Here is a 14,876-nt window from a genome sequence, read left to right on the forward strand (position 1 = left end):
GTCTACTGAGAGCCGTTGAGTCGTGTGATAGGTAGGAACGCCGCACTTGCCGCCACTGGCTGACCCATCAGGGTCGTCCCGTATGCTGGGCAAGTGTGGCCAGCTCCAATGCTATCCTCGCGAACTGCGTTATGCTATGTCAAATTTCAAAACTGATCGTTTCAAAAATGGAACACGTGGATTGGGACGACTTGCGCATTCTGGTGGCGATCGCCCGTGAAGGCACCATGCGCTCGGCCGCCGCGGCGTGCGACCTGAGCGCGCCGACCCTGTCGCGCCGCCTGACCGAGCTTGAGCGGCGGCTGGGCGAACCGTTGATCGACCGCGTGCCGTCGGGCTGTACCGTGACGGCATTCGGCGCCAAGGTGCTGGCTTGGGCGGAGCAGATGGAGGACCTGGCGCACCAGATCGAACGCGCCGCAGACGTGAACGGCGGCGCGCCCGCGCATGGCACCGTGCGGATCAACGCCGTCGAATGGCCGTCGTACATTCTGCTGAAGCTGCTCGGCTCGTTTCAGGACCGGCTGCCCGGACTCGCGATCGAAGTCCTGACTTCGCGGCGTCCTTATAGCCTTGCGCGGCGCGAGGCGGACATCGCTTTGTGGTCCGAGTGCCCCGAAGAGGGTGATCTCTATGTTCGCCGGATCGGCAGGATCCGCTTCGGGCTGTTCGGCTCGCGCGACTACTATCTGCGCCACAAGGCCGCGATCGTGAAGAAGGAGTGGGAGAAGCTGTCGTTCGTCGGCTACGACGACCGTCAGCCCGATCACCCGGCGACGCAATGGCTGAAGGCGCTGCCCGGCGCTCCGGCGCCGTCGCTGCGCAGCAGCTACGGCATGGGTGTGTTCGACGGTGTGCTGGGGGGCTCAGGACTCGGCATACTCGCCCAGCTAGCCGGCGACACGACGAGCGATCTCGTCTGCGTGGAGAAGCACATCAAGGCGCTCGATCAGGACGTGTGGATGGTGCTGCATCCGGCGCTGCGCGACAGTGAGCGCATCCGGACCGTGGCGAACCTGATTGCCGAGATTTTCCGCTGACGCCGCCTGACGAACGAACGCTAACGTATCGGCCGGTTACGGCTAACCTGCGCGAAACTGAGCGCGATCGTGCCTCATGGTACTGCGACGCCGGCTGCTGCAACAGGAATCGGGGAAGTCACGGAGTTGCCTCACCGTTGCGTGTCGAAAGGCGCGCTCCGGAGCGGCGAGCGGAGAAGCCCATCCGAACCTACGTATGTCGCACACAGCAACAACGATTTCGCGGATGATGGAACCCGCCGCAACCAGCATCCATCGCATGCACAACGTCCAGCACGCCGGCGATCCGCGCCCGGCGGACACCGAAACCGACTTCCCGGTCGTGGACCTCGAGGTCGCATAACCAGCACGGGCAGCTCAGGCTCGTCCGTTTTCAGGAGATACGCCATGTCCCGCACCGTCGCCGAGAAGCGCGCCGCGTTCAGAGCCTTGCATACGTCCGGTTGTTTCGTGCTGCCCAATCCGTGGGATGCCGGCAGCGCGCGCTATCTGCATTCGCTCGGCTTCCAGGCGCTGGCCACGACCAGTTCCGGCTTTGCCTGGTCCACCGGACACGCCGACAACAGCTTGCCGCGCGACGCGATCCTCGCGCATCTGCGTAAGATCGTCGAAGCGACCGACCTGCCCGTCAACGCGGACTTCGAGAACGGCTTCGGCAGCACGCCGAACGAGGTCGCGGAAAGTGTCAGGCTCGCCATCGAAACCGGCGTGGCCGGGCTGTCGATCGAAGACGCCACGGGCGACGCCGCCGCGCCGCTTTTCTCCATTGAAGTCGCCGTCGAACGGATCAGCGCCGCGCGCCGCACCATCGACGAAAACGGCGGCGATACGCTGCTAGTCGGCCGCGCGGAAAACTTCTTCGCCGGGTCGCCCGATCTCAACGACGCGATTGCGCGACTCAAGGCCTATTCGGAGGCCGGCGCCGACTGTCTGTACGCGCCGGGCATTCAGACGCGCGAACAGATCGAGGCGGTGGTCGCCGCCGTGGCGCCGAAGCCCGTCAATCTGCTGATCGGTTCTACATCGCAGTTCACGCTGCAGGACGTGGCCGCGCTCGGCGTGCGGCGCATCAGCGTCGGCGGAGCGCTGGCTCGCGCGGCGTGGGGCGGTTTCATGCAAGCCGCGCAGTCGCTCGCTCAAGGCCGCTTCGACGGCTTCGCCGGCGCGGCGCCGGGCTCGCAACTCAACGAACTGTTTGAGAACCGCAGGTGAGTTGAGGTGTCGTGAGGTGGCGAAAAGGGCATGCGGGCGATCGACAACGCCGCAGTGCGCATCGAGCTGCGACGCCGTCATCGTTCGCTGACGAACGTACGCAGTTCGCGTAGCCATGAGAGACTGATGTCTAGCGTGCGTTGAGTCTGCCGACGCCCGCAGCTCGGGCATGTCAGCTATGGAACTTCGTCCTTTCAGAGTGCTTGCCGCACTCCTCGTCTCAAGCGTCGGCTTCTGCCCGGCGGCATCGCACGCCTACGCGCTCGACGCACAATTCGACTGCCAGGCGCGTCCTCACGCGTTCATTACGGAACTCATCGACGACAAGTACATCGAGTCTAATCCCATGCGGGTCGACAAGAACTCCGTCAACGCGTTTCGTCCCGTGCACGGCAGCGACATGACCGCGTTTGGCTTTCGCGTGTACGCCGTGCTCGGCTATGAGCCGGACGACGGGATGTTCAAGAAAGGCCGCGGCCAGGCGCTCGCGGGCCCGTTATACGGCGTCGTGTTGTCCGCGCCGAGCGAGTCGGTCGAAACGCGCGTGCGCGCGGCCGGAAGCACCGCCAAGGTGCACTCGGTCATTCCATTGCTGCTGACCGCGGTAATTTGCACCAATTGACTGTAGACAGGCGGCCGAGCGCTGTGGTGCTATGCTTTTCGCTCCTCATCGCCCACGCCGCCAAGGTCTTCACGCCGATGCCTTCGTCCGTCCGCAACTCGCTCATCTGGGTCTTCGACGCGTTCGAGCGCGATCCGACTTACATCAGCAAGCGGATGTTTGGCAGCGACGCCGCTTATATCGATGGGCTTTTGTGCCTGATTGCCGCGGATCGCGACAAGCCGTGGAATGGCCTGCTGGTGTGCACGTCGCACGAGCGTCACGCCGCGCTCATTGATGAGATGCCGACTTTGCGGCCGCATCCGGTGCTCGGCAAATGGCTCTACATAACGCAGGACGATCCTGCATTCGAAACCGTCGCTGAACAATTGACGGCGCTGGTGCTCGCCCGCGATTCACGTATAGGCGTCGAGCCGAAGCCGCGTGCACGCGGCAAGAAATCCAAGCTGCCGAAAGCGTAGCGCGTCGCATCGTTCGATTGAACGGCTCACACGCGCGGCCGCGACGGCGAGATTCTTGTTCTGGTCGAGCGCCCGTTGGATCAGGCCATCGAGCACTGGATCATGGAACTGGCTCCGCCATTGCACGGCGCCCTGATCGACCACTTCAGTGGCAGAATCAGCGGCACCGCAGCATGTGTTCGGGAGACTTCGTCATGGGCAACGAAACGCACGTCGAACATCAGACCGGCGCAACCAGCGGATCGGACACCGCACCGGACATTCCCGGCCAGATCGTGCTGGTCTTTCAGGGCGGCGGCGCCCTCGGCGCTTACCAGGCGGGCGTGTACCAAGCCCTTCATGACGGCAAAGTCGAGCCTCACTGGGTTATCGGCACTTCGATCGGCGCGATAAACGGCGCGATCATCGCCGGCAATCTGCCTGAGAATCGCATGGCGCGCTTAACTCAGTTCTGGAACGGCGTGGCACGTCAGGGCATCGGAGCGGCGGACTGGCTGCCGGGACTCGCGAACTGGCTGCGTGATTTCACCACGGTCACTCAAGGCGTGCCTTCGTTTTTCACGCCACGGCTGCAGTCGTGGGCGGGCCTTCAGACACGCGTTCGCTCCGATCAGGCCGCGTTCTATTCGACCGGGCCGCTGCGCGAAACCCTGGCTTCGCTAGTCGATTTCGACTACCTGAACCAGAAGAGGACGCGGCTGACCGTCGGCACGGTCAATGTCCGCAGTGGACGCATGCGCTACTTCACGAATCGCGATGCGCTGCTGGACGTCGAACACGTGATGGCTTCTGCCGCTTTTCCGCCCGGCTTCCCGGCGGTGCAACTGGAAGGCGAATCGTACTGGGACGGCGGCATCTATTCGAATACGCCGCTCGAAGCCGTGCTCGACGACCGGCCGCGGCGCGACTCGGTGATTTTTTCGGTGCAGTTGTGGCCTTCGAGCGGTCCGGAACCCGAGTCGATCTTGCAGGTCATGAGCCGGCAACGCGACATTCAGTATTCGAGCCGCGCGGAGAGTCATCTCGATCGGCAGAAGCAGATTCACCGCTTGCGTCACGTGATCCGCGAGCTCGGCCAGCATCTGCCCGAAGAGACACGGAATGATCCGGAGGTGCGCGATCTGCTCGGCTGGGGCTGCGGTACGACGATGCGCGTGCTGGAACTCGACGCACCGGCATTCGATAACGACGACCTGAACAGGGACATCGATTTCTCTTCGGCCGGCATCGAACGGCGCTGGCTCGCGGGTTACGAAGACACGCTCCGCATGCTGAAGCGCGCGCCATGGCGGGAAGCACTGGATCCGATGGAAGGCCTCTCGGTCTTTCGCATGGCATCGGCGGAAAGCCGGCAATAAATCGCGTCAGCGCCGCAAGCAGCGACTCGCGACCTCGGGCGCGGCGTAGGCCGTGCGCGCCTGCTCACTCACCGCAAATCCTATTTGTACCTGGCACGCAAGACTGTTTGTCCATGGCGGGTATTCGAGATCGGCGCCGATGCGCCTAGATTTCATACCTATCGGAGCCACTGGCCCGATCAGCATTTGATCCCAAGTTACTTATCCGGAGATTCAGCCATGAGCACATCACAAAAAGTCGTTGTCGTCACGGGCGCATCGCAAGGCATCGGCGCCGAACTGGTCAACGCGTTTCGCAAGCTCGACTACCGCGTGGTCGCAACCGCGCGTTCGGTCAAGCCCTCGGAAGATCCGAACGTCCTGACCGTGGCAGGCGATATCGGCGACCCGGCCACCGCGCAGCGCGTGATCCGTGAAGCCATCGCCCGTTTTGGCCGCATCGACACACTCGTCAATAACGCCGGCATCTTCGTTGCCAAGCCCTTCACCAGCTATACGGCCGAAGACTACGCAAAGGTCACCGCGGTGAACCTCAACGGCTTCTTCTTCATCACGCAGCTTGCCATCGCCGAGATGGAAAAGAACGGCAGCGGCCACGTTGTCAGCATTTCGACGAGTCTCGTCGACCACGCCATCGACGGCGTGCCGTCGGTGCTGGCCTCGCTGACCAAAGGCGGCCTGAACGCGGCCACCAGGTCCCTCGCCATCGAATACGCGAAGAAGGGCATCCGCGCGAACGCCGTCTCGCCGGGCATCATCAAATCGCCGATGCATGCGGAAGAAACTCATGCGGCGCTCGGCGCACTGCATCCTGTCGGACATATGGGCGAAATGAGCGATATCGTGAACGCTGTCCTGTTCCTGGACTCGGCGCCGTTCGTGACCGGCGAAATCCTGCACGTCGACGGCGGCCAGAGCGCAGGCCACTGATCGCCAGGGCGCCGCCAACCGGCGCCCTCCGCGTCAACCGAGGATTACGGAGAACGCCATGCCTATCGTCACAATTCAGGTGACCCGCGAAGGTTCCAGACCCGGCAACGATGCCGTCACGGCCGACGAAAAAGCCAGGCTGATCGCAGGCGTCAGTCAGGTGCTGCTGGACGTGCTGAACAAGCCGCTCGCGGCGACCTTCGTGGTCATCGAGGAAGTGGACACCGAGAACTGGGGCTGGGGCGGCTTGCCGGTCGAGGCCTATCGCAAGCAGCTCGCCCAGAAGCCAGGTTGAGCGTCGGAACGGGGTCGCTCAACCCGTTGAGCCATCTGGTTTTCAGTTCGCGAACTGCCGCAGTTGCTCGATGCTCTGCTTCAGTTCGCGCTCCAGTTGGGCCATCAGTTCCGCTGCTGGCAACGACCTTGCCAACGCCGCGGCCTGGCCTGCCCAGTGCGCGCCGTAGCCAAACTCCCCTTGCGCCTTCGCTGCCGCATTCAACGCCTTGCCGGCATCGTAGGCGATCGGATAGGCGGGCGGACTGGGTGAACGCGCGTCGGCGCCGAGCGCCGTGTAGCTGTTCGCCATGCTTCTCGCCAGCCGCCCGGAGATCGCCGCCGTGAAAGTCGTACGGCGAGCCGCCTCGCCGAGCAATGCGCGACGATAACCCTCGTCGATCGACGTTTCCGGACACGCCACGAAGGCCGTGCCAAGCTGCGCGGCCTGAGCGCCGAGCGCGAGCGCCGCCGCAATGCCGGCGCCGTCCATGATGCCGCCGGCGGCGATCACCGGCAGCCGGCATTCCCTGACCAGCAAACGCGTCAGGGCGAACGTGCCCAAGCGGTCGTCGAATGCATCCGGGTCGAAGACACCGCGGTGCCCGCCGGCCTCGACACCTTGCGCCACGATCGCATCCACACCCGCCGCTCCAACCTGCGCCGCCTCTTCCAGATTGGTCGCACTGGCGAGCAGCGTGATGCCCGCCTGCTTCAACTCGGCGATGACATCGGCGGGCGGCAAGCCGAAGTGAAAACTGACGATCGCCGGCTTCTCCTCCAGAAAAACCGCCAGCATGGCGGGGTCCGCAAGGAAGCTCGTGTAGATCTCCGACAGCTTCGCCGGTGGCGTTGCTCCATACTTGTCGAAATGCGGCGCAAGCCAGCGCAACCATTGCTGCTCGAGCGCCGCGTCCGCTTGCGCAGGCTGATGGCAGAACACGTTGATGTTGAACGGCTTGCCCGTCAGTGCGCGCGTCTCCCTGATCACCTTGCGCGCGCCGTCGGCGTTCATCGCTCCGACGCCTAACGAGCCCAGGCCGCCTGCGTTGCAAACTGCCGCGGCCAGTGCGGGCGTGCTGACACCCGCCATCGGCGCCTGAACGATCGGCTTGTCGATGCCCAGCAAGGGCAGCAAGGCACGCTTGCCTGTCTGATTGGTCATGTCGCTTCCTCATGGAGTCTCACTACAATATAGTCCTGATATTCCGTACGAACCCCTGTTCCGCGCCGAACGCGGCCGAGCCGCTGCGTTCGCATTGCGGCCGTTCCATGCGGCGTTCCGCCTCGCACCAGACCGCGCCATCAGGCACTTCGCCGAGAGACCATGCAGCGTCAATTTGAAGATGTCCTTCTGGGCAGTATCGAACTGTTCTGCCTGGCGGCCGAACTGGAGAGTTTCACCGAGGCCGCGAACGCCGCGAGCGTCACGCCGGCCGCCGTCAGCCGTACGGTCGCGCGTCTGGAGGAGCGCCTCGGCGTGCGACTGTTCGTGCGGACCACCCGGCAGATCCGGCTCACCGATGCAGGACGACGGTACTTCGAACAATGTCGTCTGGCGCTGGCCCAGCTCGCCGAAGCCGAGCGTGAAGCGACCGGACAGCAAACCGCGCCGACCGGCGTGCTGCGCATCAGCATGCCGACGCCGTATGGACACTACCGCGTGCTGCCCTTGCTGGCCGAGTTTCGCCGACGCTATCCGGGCGTCACCGTCGAAACGCATCTCAGCAATCGCAACATCGACTTCGGCGAGGAAGGCTTCGACCTGGCCATTCGCGGCGCGGCGCCCGGAGACTCCGGGCTGATTGCGCGCACGATCGAGGACGCCGAACTGGTGGTCGTCGCCTCGCCGGCCTATCTGCGTGGCGCCGCCAAACTGAAAACGCCGGACGACCTGGTCCATCACGACTGCGTCCAGTACGCGTTGCCGAGCACCGGCCGCAATCTACCGTGGCTGTTCAAATATGAAAACGAGGTTGTCGAGACGATGACGAGCGGCGGATACACGTCGTCGGGCGACGTGCTTGCCGGGGCCACGCTCGCGCGTCACGGGGCCGGTATTTTTCAAACCTATCGGTTTATCGTCGAGAAAGATCTCGCGGCGGGAACGCTCAAGGAACTGCTCATTCCCTATGGCGGCTGTTCGCGGCCGTTCGTGCTGCTTTATCCGCATGCACGGCATCTGTCGTCGCGCGTGCGCAGTTTCGTCGACTTCCTGATGGAAAAGCTGGGATCGTAGGCGCACGGATCATCGCGCGACGCTCCCCTCGACAACCCGTCACACGCGCAGCGGAAAGATGAACTTCGCCGCCAGCAGGCCGACCACTCCGCCGAGCAGCGTCTCCCACGCGCGCGCGCCAAGAAACGAAATGGAGTGCACGCCGCCAATCGCCAGTGTCACGATCAAGGTGAAGGCGAACGCCCCGCAAGCGACGTCATAGCGCTCGGGCAACGCCATCGCGTAGACGATCATGGCGGCCGCGACAGCGGCCCAGGCGAGCAGCGGCACATGCTCGACGAGCGGCAGGCAGGCCAGCCCCAGCGGAACGCCGACCAGGGTGCCGATGATCCGTCGGCGCACCCGCTGCGCCGTGCCACTCGCCGAACCCGCCACCACGTAGGTGCTTGCCGTGATGGCCCAGGCGGACTCCTTGAGTCCGATCGTCTCGTTCAAAAGGACCACGGCCAGCGCGCCGCTCGCCGCCTGCAGGCCCATGATGAGTTCGGCCGACACTTTCCACCGATCCGGCACGTTGACGGCCGAAAGCACCGTCATGGCCGGACGTTCCGCCGGACCGCTGAGCAGACGCGGGACAATGGACGCGAGCATGGCGATCAGCCCCGCCACCACGACGGCCGGCATGTCGACCGGCATCAGATGGACGTTGTAGGCCAGCAATTGGCCGATGAATATTTGCGAGCCCATTCCCGCGCCCAGAATGCCGAAGCGTTTGAGGTAGCCGACGAGAAACGCGCCCGTGACGAGCGTCAGCTCGGGGCCGGCCGCGCCGATGGTCTGCAGGAGTGGAGCGAACGCGATGAACATGGCCGCGCCGAGCACGGCGGCGGCGCACAGGAAGGCCAGGTCGCGGCTGGACTCGGGCCGGGAAACGCGCGCCTCCGAGACGCTGGCCCACAGCGCGAAGTTGCCGGCCAGCGAACCGACCAGCGTCGCACCGGGCAAACCGTGGGTGACGTCCTGCAACGTTCCGAGCGCCGCGGCGATTCCGTACGCGGTGACGAGCCGCAGTCCCTTGATCCGGCGATGGGTGCCGGGATCGAGCTGATCCAGCCATGTCGTCGCGAGGCTGAGGACGCCGCGCCGACGCTCGCCCGCGGGTTCGCCTCGAACGCCATCGCTCGCCGCGCGGCTTTGCGCATCGGCGCCGACTCGCTTGTCGTCCTCCGGGATCATCTTTCGCTTTACGGCGTGGTGCGCGTGGGATTTGAGCTACCTCGTAGTCTAGTCGATCGGAACGCCCGGACCGCTCGGAAATCGTTGTCAGCGGCTGTGCCGCCAGCCAAGTCAGTCAAGCGCACGCCTAGGCCGGCAGCCGCCCGTCGTCTCGGACAATAAAAATCGCATGCGATTTAATCTTATGCGCTTGACAAGGCGAAACTTCTCGTCCACTATTCGACGCATGCGATTACATCGCATGCGATTTAAAGCAACTTCACAGCTCTGTCCTTCAAGGAATTCATCATGACCAAGATCGAAAATGTCCTGCTCACCGGCAAAACCCACACCACGTTCAGCGGCCGCGGCGGTCGCGTCAACCTCAATCTGTCGGCCGCCAAAGGCGCCGGTGCGGACATCGCGTTTCCGGCTGTAGAGGCGCATCCGACTGCGGAACAGCTGTTCGCAGGCGCCTGGTCGGCCTGTTACATCTCCGCGATCGGCCTCGTAGCGCAAGCGAAGAAAGTGACGCTGCCGTCCGATCTGTCCGTGGAAATCGAGGTCGATCTGGGCATGACCGGCGACGCGTATTTGCTCCAGGCCCGCTTCAACGTCAGCGTGCCGGGCGTGGCGCGCGAAGTTGCCGAGGCCATCGCGCATGAAGCCCACGAAATCTGCCCGTATTCGAAAGCCACGCGCGGAAACATCGACGTTGTCGTCAACGTAGCCTGAGATTCCCTCACTGAACCGGCATCTCTGGGCGCGATCCGGCAAGGCTAGCGCCCCTCATCGAACATTTTTTAAGCGGAGTTTCACCGTGAAAACCAAACTCGTTGCTGCACTGCTCCTCGCACTTTCTGCCTCCACCGCCGCGCCCGCGTTCGCCAGCGGCTACGGTCCGGCTCCGTTCTACCGGCCTTCGGTCGGCGCCCCGGCGTCGCAACGCGGCCAGAGCGCGCAAACCGTCGCCGCGACCAACGACGATGCAGCTGGCTCGCAAGCGGCATATGGCGGTGTCGCCTCTGGTCAGTCGGAATCCGGCAGCCGTGCCGTGGTCGCTCCTCACGACAATCTTTACGCACGCCATTGAGGCGCGCTGCCGGCCGCGCCAACGTCCCGGCCGGCTACGCATGCCTATGGCGGCATGATGGGCTTTGCCTGCCGGCCGGCTAGCCAGGCCGATCTCTGGCATGCTTGCGGAATCGCATCCGATAGACGGCGAGCCAACCACTGACGAAAGGATTGGACTGAAATGACGACGCAAACCGAAACCGCCATCCTGGCCGGCGGCTGCTTCTGGGGCATGCAGGATCTACTGCGCCGCTACCCCGGCGTGCTGTCCACGCGCGTGGGATACACGGGCGGCGACGTGCCCAACGCCACTTACCGCAACCACGGCACACACGCAGAAGCGCTCGAGATCGTGTTCGACCCGAGCCAGATCAGCTATCGCAAGATCCTCGAGTTTTTCTTCCAGATTCACGATCCGACGACGAAGAACCGCCAGGGCAACGACGTCGGCATGAGCTACCGCTCGGCCATTTTCTATCTCGACGATGAGCAGAAGCGGGTGGCTGAGAACACCATCGCCGATGTCGAGGCGTCCGATCTCTGGCCCGGCAAGGTGGTCACCGAAGTCGCTCCGGCCGGCCCGTTCTGGGAGGCCGAGCCGGAACATCAGGACTATCTGGAGCGCATTCCCAACGGCTACACGTGCCACTTCGTTCGCCCGAACTGGAAGCTGCCCGAGCGCGGCTGAAGCCTGAAATCAGCGCTAAACGGTCGAGCATTTTTGTGGCGCAGAAAACAAGAAGCCCGCGGACATCGTCCGCGGGCTTTTCCGTTTGGCAACGCGCCTCATGACGGGCGCATGGATCGCACGATCCGCCGCTCATTCCCCGTTCTGAACCGCTTTGACGAGATTGTTGCGCAGCGTCACGATCGCCTTCTGGACTTTCGAGAACTCATCCGGCGCGAGGCCGGTTGCCTCGACGAGGTCCATGTTCAGACCTTTTTCGCGCAAGCGCCGGCCACTTTTCGTGAGACCTACCCGCACCTGACGCTCGTCTTCGGGGTCCCGCTGTCTTTCCACGTAGCCTGCCGCCTCCAGCTTCTTCAGGATCGGAGTGAGCGTGTTGGACTCGAGGAACAGCTTCTCGCCCAGACTGCTGACAGTCTGGTTGTCCTCCTCCCACAGCGCAATGATCGTGATGTATTGCGTGTACGTCAGCCCAAGCTCTTCGAGAATCGGCTTGTATGCCTTGCCGAATGCCAGGTTTGCGGAATAGACCGCAAAGCACAGGAAGTCGGAGAGCTTCACATCCGCGGAAGCGGGTTGGTCGGTGGATTTCATCTGCGTCCTCGTTGGGTAGAGGCTCACGCCTCGCTAGCGACATTATACATCGCATGCGATTATATCGCAGTCGCTCAAATCGTCGGACATGGCGTCGAACATGGCGGAGGAGCACTGACGATCGGCTTCAGCGGCTGCTTCGGCGCGAGTAAGCTACCAGCGCGGACCATCATGACCCTGAAATCGGCCGCTGCGGGCACCTGAAGGTCCACGCAAGATTTCCATAGGAGAACGTCTTGAAGCGGATCGTGGTGATCGGCGCAGGTTTCGCCGGACTGTGGAGTGCGGTGGGCGCGGCGCGCAAACTCGACGAACTGCGCGTGCCCGCCGCTCAGGTGGAAGTCGTCGTCATCAATGGCACGCCGTATCACAGTATCCGGGTGCGGAACTACGAACAAAATCTGGACGAGACGCGCGTGCCGCTCGCCGATGTTCTCGGGCCGATCGGTGTGCGGCTCGTCGAAGGCTCGGTATCCAGCATCGATTCGGCCAACGGCCGCATCACCGTTCAGACCCAAGGGCTGGCGCAGACGCTTGACTACGACCGGCTGGTCATCGCGGCGGGCAGCCAACTCGTCCACCCTGATATTCCCGGTTTGACCGAGCATGCGTTCGACGTCGATACGTTCTCAGGCGCAACGAAACTCGCGGCGCACTTGCGCGGCTTGCCGTCGCTCGCGAATGCGGCGAGTCCGTTTACGGCCGTGGTGGTCGGGGCCGGCTTGACGGGCATCGAACTGGCGGCCGAACTGCCGGCGCGCTTGCGCGGCATCGCGGGCGACGCGCATCGAGACGCCGTGCATGTCGTGCTGGCCGATCGCTCGGCTAAGATCGGCCAGGCGATGGGCGGCGCACAGCCTGTCATCGAGCGTGCCATGGACGCTCTCGGCGTCGAGATGCTTGCCGGCGTATCCCTGCAGTCGGTGGACGCCGACGGCGTCGAGCTCACGAATGGCAGGCGCATCGATGCGGCCACGGTGGTCTGGTGCGGCGGCATGCGCGCGAACGCGTTGACCGCGCAAATCCCCGTGACACTCGATCCTTTTGGACGCCTTCCGGTAGATGCCTTCATGCGCGTGGAAAACGTCCCGCATGTATTCGCTGCCGGCGACTGCGCACGTGTGTTGATCGACGGCGCACGGCCATCGGTCATGTCATGCCAGCATAGCCGGCCGATGGGGCGCTACGCCGGTCACAACGTCGTCTGCGATCTGCTCGGTGGCGAGATGCTGCCGCTTCATATCGACTGGTACACGACCATTCTCGATCTCGGTCCGTGGGGCGCCGTGTACACGGAGGGCTGGGACCGGCATCTCGTGTCCGAAGGCGACGCCGCCAAAGCGACCAAACAGACCATCAATTGCATACGCATCTATCCGCCGCGCACGGGCGTTCGAGACGACATCCTGCAAGCCGCCGCGCCTGTTGTGCAGACACCGCCGCCAACCGTCACGGCTCGCTGAATCTGCGGAGTTGGTGTGCAACGCGGACGAAGGTGACCGGTGCGGCAGGGACACGTGACCGCAAAACTAACGGCTTAATGTTCAGGCGGCGCCGGTGGCTTGAGTTGCGCTTCGATGGCCGCCTTATCTATCACCGACCAGACCTGCTCGATCTTTCCATTGCGGAATTGATAGAACACGTTCTCCGTGAAGGAAACGCGTTTCCCGTTGACGGCGAGGCCGAGAAACGTGCCCTTCGGCGTACAGGCGAAGCCGAGCCGGCTGGCGATATAAGGCGGATCGGCAATCAACAACTGGATGTTGAAATAAAGGTCGGGAATTTCGCGGAAGTCTCTCTCCAGCATCTCGCGATAGCCGGATAAGCCGATGCGCTGACCGTTGTAGTGCGCGTTGTCGTCGACGTATTGCCCGAGGTTCGGCCAGTCCTGTTTGTTCAGGCAGCCAATGTAGTCCCGATAGAGTTTGTAGAGGTCAGGCGTATCCACGGCAATGGCTCCGTCCTTGTACAAGGTCCGTGCTGCAAGGCAGGCAGAATTTAAATTCTACCGCCGTGGATAAAACGGCGCGGAAACCGCAGCGGTGGCACGGCGTCAGGCTGCCGCGCCGACTCGCGCCCGCTGCGTATCGACCGCCTCCAGCACCGCGTGCACGACCCGTTCGACGCTCGGCCAGTTCCGCGCATGTTCGCCCGCGACATACTGCTCAGGCGACACACTGCGATACGGCGGCGGGTAGCCCCAGATAGCATCGTGCCTGTCGGGTTTGGTGATGCTTCCGCCGATCACGGCGACGGTCGGACGGAGAAACGCGGCCGCGACGTGCATCAGCATCGTCGAGTTCGTCAGCACGACGTTGGCCTCTTCGGCGAGAGCGAACATGACGCGCATCGACACCTCGCCTGCGAGCGAGCGGACCGGCACGCCCAAACCCGCTGAGGCGATCGCCTCGGCGGCGCGCGCCTGATCCGCTTTGCTGCCGACGATCACGATATCGCACGCGTCGCCGGCTTGTTCCAATGTCTGCGCGATCCGCGCGAGCGCGGCGCCGACCTGGCGCGCGTCCCATGCTTTGGTCGGCACGCCGGCCCCAACGCCGACGATCAACCGCACCGTGCGACGCCCCGGCACGTTGCCCGCATTCCAGATTTGCGCGGCGGTGGCGCGCTCGTCGTCGGTGAGGAACAATTGCGGGCGCGCTTGCGGCAGCGCCGTTGCGCCGAGCAGCTCGCCCTGCGCGAGCGCGGCGCGGCCGCATTGCCGGGCGGCGAATTCAATAAACGCCTGGCACCCGCTCCAGCCGCCGCGATAGCCGCGCACGCCGATGCGATACCGCACGCCTGCGCGCATCATCAACAGCGCGCCCATGTAGCTGCCGAGCACGTCGATACCCACATCGATGCCGCCGCGCGCGCGCAGTGCGGCGACCTGCGGGGACTTCCACAGAAAACGCAGCACATTGCCGTGCGAGCGGTCCTCGACCAGCTTGTTGTTCCACGGCGCGTCGATCTCCACGATCTCGTCGACGAAGGGATTGTTTTCGAGTATCGGACGCCCCCAACTACCTACGCCGGCGATCAGACGCGTCGTCGGAAAGCGCGCGCGCAGCGTCTCGAAGAGCGGCGTGGTGGTGAGCAGTTCGCCGAAATCGTTCGGGCGCAGCACGAGAATCTCGCGCGGCGTGTCGCGAGCCGGATCGAACCGCGGCGGGTGGAAGCGGCCCATCAACCAGACCGGCGCTTCGATCAGCAGACTTTTCCAACCCATTGCT

Annotated in this window: 17 protein-coding genes; 12 read left to right on the forward strand and 5 right to left on the reverse strand. The window is 63.9% G+C overall.

Annotated elements, in window-relative coordinates; all coding sequences use genetic code 11:
• The first annotated feature begins 167 nt into the window (after nucleotides 1-167).
• The 7 genes from B0G82_RS24440 (at nucleotide 168) to B0G82_RS24475 (ending at nucleotide 5,918) form a co-directional block, all read left to right on the forward strand.
• Nucleotides 168-1,040 (forward strand): LysR family transcriptional regulator, encoded by an 873-nt coding sequence (locus B0G82_RS24440; RefSeq protein WP_116148978.1) that lies wholly within the window; start codon nucleotides 168-170, stop codon nucleotides 1,038-1,040.
• A 387-nt stretch (nucleotides 1,041-1,427) separates the two neighbouring features.
• Entirely contained in the window at nucleotides 1,428-2,252 is an 825-nt protein-coding gene (locus B0G82_RS24445) for an isocitrate lyase/phosphoenolpyruvate mutase family protein (RefSeq protein WP_121309319.1), read from the forward strand.
• 178 nt (nucleotides 2,253-2,430) lie between these two features.
• Complete coding sequence (locus B0G82_RS24450) at nucleotides 2,431-2,874, forward strand: hypothetical protein (protein WP_116146168.1); 444 nt, start codon at nucleotides 2,431-2,433, stop codon at nucleotides 2,872-2,874.
• Nucleotides 2,875-2,951: 77 nt separating this feature from the next.
• Entirely contained in the window at nucleotides 2,952-3,335 is a 384-nt protein-coding gene (locus B0G82_RS24455) for a hypothetical protein (protein ID WP_116148981.1), read from the forward strand.
• Nucleotides 3,336-3,529: 194 nt separating this feature from the next.
• The gene (locus B0G82_RS24465; protein ID WP_121309321.1) at nucleotides 3,530-4,693 is read left to right on the forward strand and encodes a patatin-like phospholipase family protein; all 1,164 of its coding nucleotides are present in this window, start codon (nucleotides 3,530-3,532) and stop codon (nucleotides 4,691-4,693) included.
• A gap of 219 nt (nucleotides 4,694-4,912) precedes the next feature.
• Complete coding sequence (locus B0G82_RS24470; RefSeq protein ID WP_121309322.1) at nucleotides 4,913-5,623, forward strand: SDR family oxidoreductase; 711 nt, start codon at nucleotides 4,913-4,915, stop codon at nucleotides 5,621-5,623.
• Between the two features lie 58 nt (nucleotides 5,624-5,681).
• Nucleotides 5,682-5,918, forward strand: coding sequence for a 4-oxalocrotonate tautomerase family protein (locus B0G82_RS24475; RefSeq protein WP_116146171.1), 237 nt, complete (start codon nucleotides 5,682-5,684; stop codon nucleotides 5,916-5,918).
• A 42-nt stretch (nucleotides 5,919-5,960) separates the two neighbouring features.
• Here B0G82_RS24475 and B0G82_RS24480 read toward each other — a convergent pair whose 3' ends face one another.
• Nucleotides 5,961-7,061, reverse strand: coding sequence for a nitronate monooxygenase (locus tag B0G82_RS24480; RefSeq protein WP_121309323.1), 1,101 nt, complete (start codon nucleotides 7,059-7,061; stop codon nucleotides 5,961-5,963).
• Nucleotides 7,062-7,223: 162 nt separating this feature from the next.
• Between B0G82_RS24480 and B0G82_RS24485 the strand changes: the two genes are divergently transcribed.
• Nucleotides 7,224-8,135, forward strand: a complete 912-nt coding sequence (locus B0G82_RS24485) for a LysR family transcriptional regulator (protein WP_106278538.1) — start codon at nucleotides 7,224-7,226, stop codon at nucleotides 8,133-8,135.
• Between the two features lie 39 nt (nucleotides 8,136-8,174).
• On the opposite strand, the gene B0G82_RS24490 is transcribed toward B0G82_RS24485, so the two are convergent.
• Nucleotides 8,175-9,311 carry an FUSC family protein gene (locus B0G82_RS24490; protein WP_121309324.1) on the reverse strand — a complete coding sequence of 379 codons (1,137 nt, stop codon included), beginning with the start codon at nucleotides 9,309-9,311 and terminating at the stop codon, nucleotides 8,175-8,177.
• A 288-nt stretch (nucleotides 9,312-9,599) separates the two neighbouring features.
• Here B0G82_RS24490 and B0G82_RS24495 point away from each other — a divergent pair, with 288 nt between their 5' ends.
• From B0G82_RS24495 to msrA, 3 genes are all read left to right on the forward strand, one after another.
• The gene (locus B0G82_RS24495) at nucleotides 9,600-10,025 is read left to right on the forward strand and encodes an Ohr family peroxiredoxin (protein WP_121309325.1); all 426 of its coding nucleotides are present in this window, start codon (nucleotides 9,600-9,602) and stop codon (nucleotides 10,023-10,025) included.
• Nucleotides 10,026-10,110: 85 nt separating this feature from the next.
• Nucleotides 10,111-10,383: a hypothetical protein gene (locus B0G82_RS24500; protein WP_116146180.1), complete on the forward strand. Its 273-nt coding sequence runs from the start codon at nucleotides 10,111-10,113 to the stop codon at nucleotides 10,381-10,383.
• Between the two features lie 162 nt (nucleotides 10,384-10,545).
• Nucleotides 10,546-11,052: a peptide-methionine (S)-S-oxide reductase MsrA gene (gene msrA / locus B0G82_RS24505; RefSeq protein ID WP_116123047.1), complete on the forward strand. Its 507-nt coding sequence runs from the start codon at nucleotides 10,546-10,548 to the stop codon at nucleotides 11,050-11,052.
• A gap of 132 nt (nucleotides 11,053-11,184) precedes the next feature.
• Here msrA and B0G82_RS24510 read toward each other — a convergent pair whose 3' ends face one another.
• On the reverse strand, nucleotides 11,185-11,646 hold the full coding sequence (locus B0G82_RS24510) for a MarR family transcriptional regulator (protein ID WP_121309326.1): 462 nt from the start codon (nucleotides 11,644-11,646) through the stop codon (nucleotides 11,185-11,187).
• A 236-nt stretch (nucleotides 11,647-11,882) separates the two neighbouring features.
• On the opposite strand from B0G82_RS24510, the gene B0G82_RS24515 reads away from it, so the two are divergent.
• Nucleotides 11,883-13,109, forward strand: a complete 1,227-nt coding sequence (locus B0G82_RS24515) for an FAD-dependent oxidoreductase (protein WP_121309327.1) — start codon at nucleotides 11,883-11,885, stop codon at nucleotides 13,107-13,109.
• A 74-nt stretch (nucleotides 13,110-13,183) separates the two neighbouring features.
• Here the strand turns inward: B0G82_RS24515 and B0G82_RS24520 are convergent, their stop codons facing one another.
• Together B0G82_RS24520 and B0G82_RS24525 are read right to left on the reverse strand one after the other, a co-directional pair.
• On the reverse strand, nucleotides 13,184-13,594 hold the full coding sequence (locus B0G82_RS24520; protein ID WP_121309328.1) for an ester cyclase: 411 nt from the start codon (nucleotides 13,592-13,594) through the stop codon (nucleotides 13,184-13,186).
• Nucleotides 13,595-13,699: 105 nt separating this feature from the next.
• Nucleotides 13,700-14,872: a glycosyltransferase family 9 protein gene (locus B0G82_RS24525; protein WP_121309329.1), complete on the reverse strand. Its 1,173-nt coding sequence runs from the start codon at nucleotides 14,870-14,872 to the stop codon at nucleotides 13,700-13,702.
• Nucleotides 14,873-14,876: the final 4 nt, after the last annotated feature.

This window comes from Paraburkholderia sp. BL17N1, assembly GCF_003634175.1.
GTDB lineage: Bacteria > Pseudomonadota > Gammaproteobacteria > Burkholderiales > Burkholderiaceae > Paraburkholderia.

Bases quoted from the DNA above. Each gene is read 5' to 3' on its own strand.
- B0G82_RS24440 (WP_116148978.1), top strand. From the start codon at position 168: ATGGAACACGTGGATTGGGACGACTTGCGCATTCTGGTGGCGATCGCC.
- B0G82_RS24445 (WP_121309319.1), top strand. From the start codon at position 1,428: ATGTCCCGCACCGTCGCCGAGAAGCGCGCCGCGTTCAGAGCCTTGCAT.
- B0G82_RS24450 (WP_116146168.1), top strand. From the start codon at position 2,431: ATGGAACTTCGTCCTTTCAGAGTGCTTGCCGCACTCCTCGTCTCAAGC.
- B0G82_RS24455 (WP_116148981.1), top strand. From the start codon at position 2,952: ATGCCTTCGTCCGTCCGCAACTCGCTCATCTGGGTCTTCGACGCGTTC.
- B0G82_RS24465 (WP_121309321.1), top strand. From the start codon at position 3,530: ATGGGCAACGAAACGCACGTCGAACATCAGACCGGCGCAACCAGCGGA.
- B0G82_RS24470 (WP_121309322.1), top strand. From the start codon at position 4,913: ATGAGCACATCACAAAAAGTCGTTGTCGTCACGGGCGCATCGCAAGGC.
- B0G82_RS24475 (WP_116146171.1), top strand. From the start codon at position 5,682: ATGCCTATCGTCACAATTCAGGTGACCCGCGAAGGTTCCAGACCCGGC.
- B0G82_RS24480 (WP_121309323.1), bottom strand. From the start codon at position 7,061: ATGACCAATCAGACAGGCAAGCGTGCCTTGCTGCCCTTGCTGGGCATC.
- B0G82_RS24485 (WP_106278538.1), top strand. From the start codon at position 7,224: ATGCAGCGTCAATTTGAAGATGTCCTTCTGGGCAGTATCGAACTGTTC.
- B0G82_RS24490 (WP_121309324.1), bottom strand. From the start codon at position 9,311: ATGATCCCGGAGGACGACAAGCGAGTCGGCGCCGATGCGCAAAGCCGC.
- B0G82_RS24495 (WP_121309325.1), top strand. From the start codon at position 9,600: ATGACCAAGATCGAAAATGTCCTGCTCACCGGCAAAACCCACACCACG.
- msrA (WP_116123047.1), top strand. From the start codon at position 10,546: ATGACGACGCAAACCGAAACCGCCATCCTGGCCGGCGGCTGCTTCTGG.
- B0G82_RS24510 (WP_121309326.1), bottom strand. From the start codon at position 11,646: ATGAAATCCACCGACCAACCCGCTTCCGCGGATGTGAAGCTCTCCGAC.
- B0G82_RS24525 (WP_121309329.1), bottom strand. From the start codon at position 14,872: ATGGGTTGGAAAAGTCTGCTGATCGAAGCGCCGGTCTGGTTGATGGGC.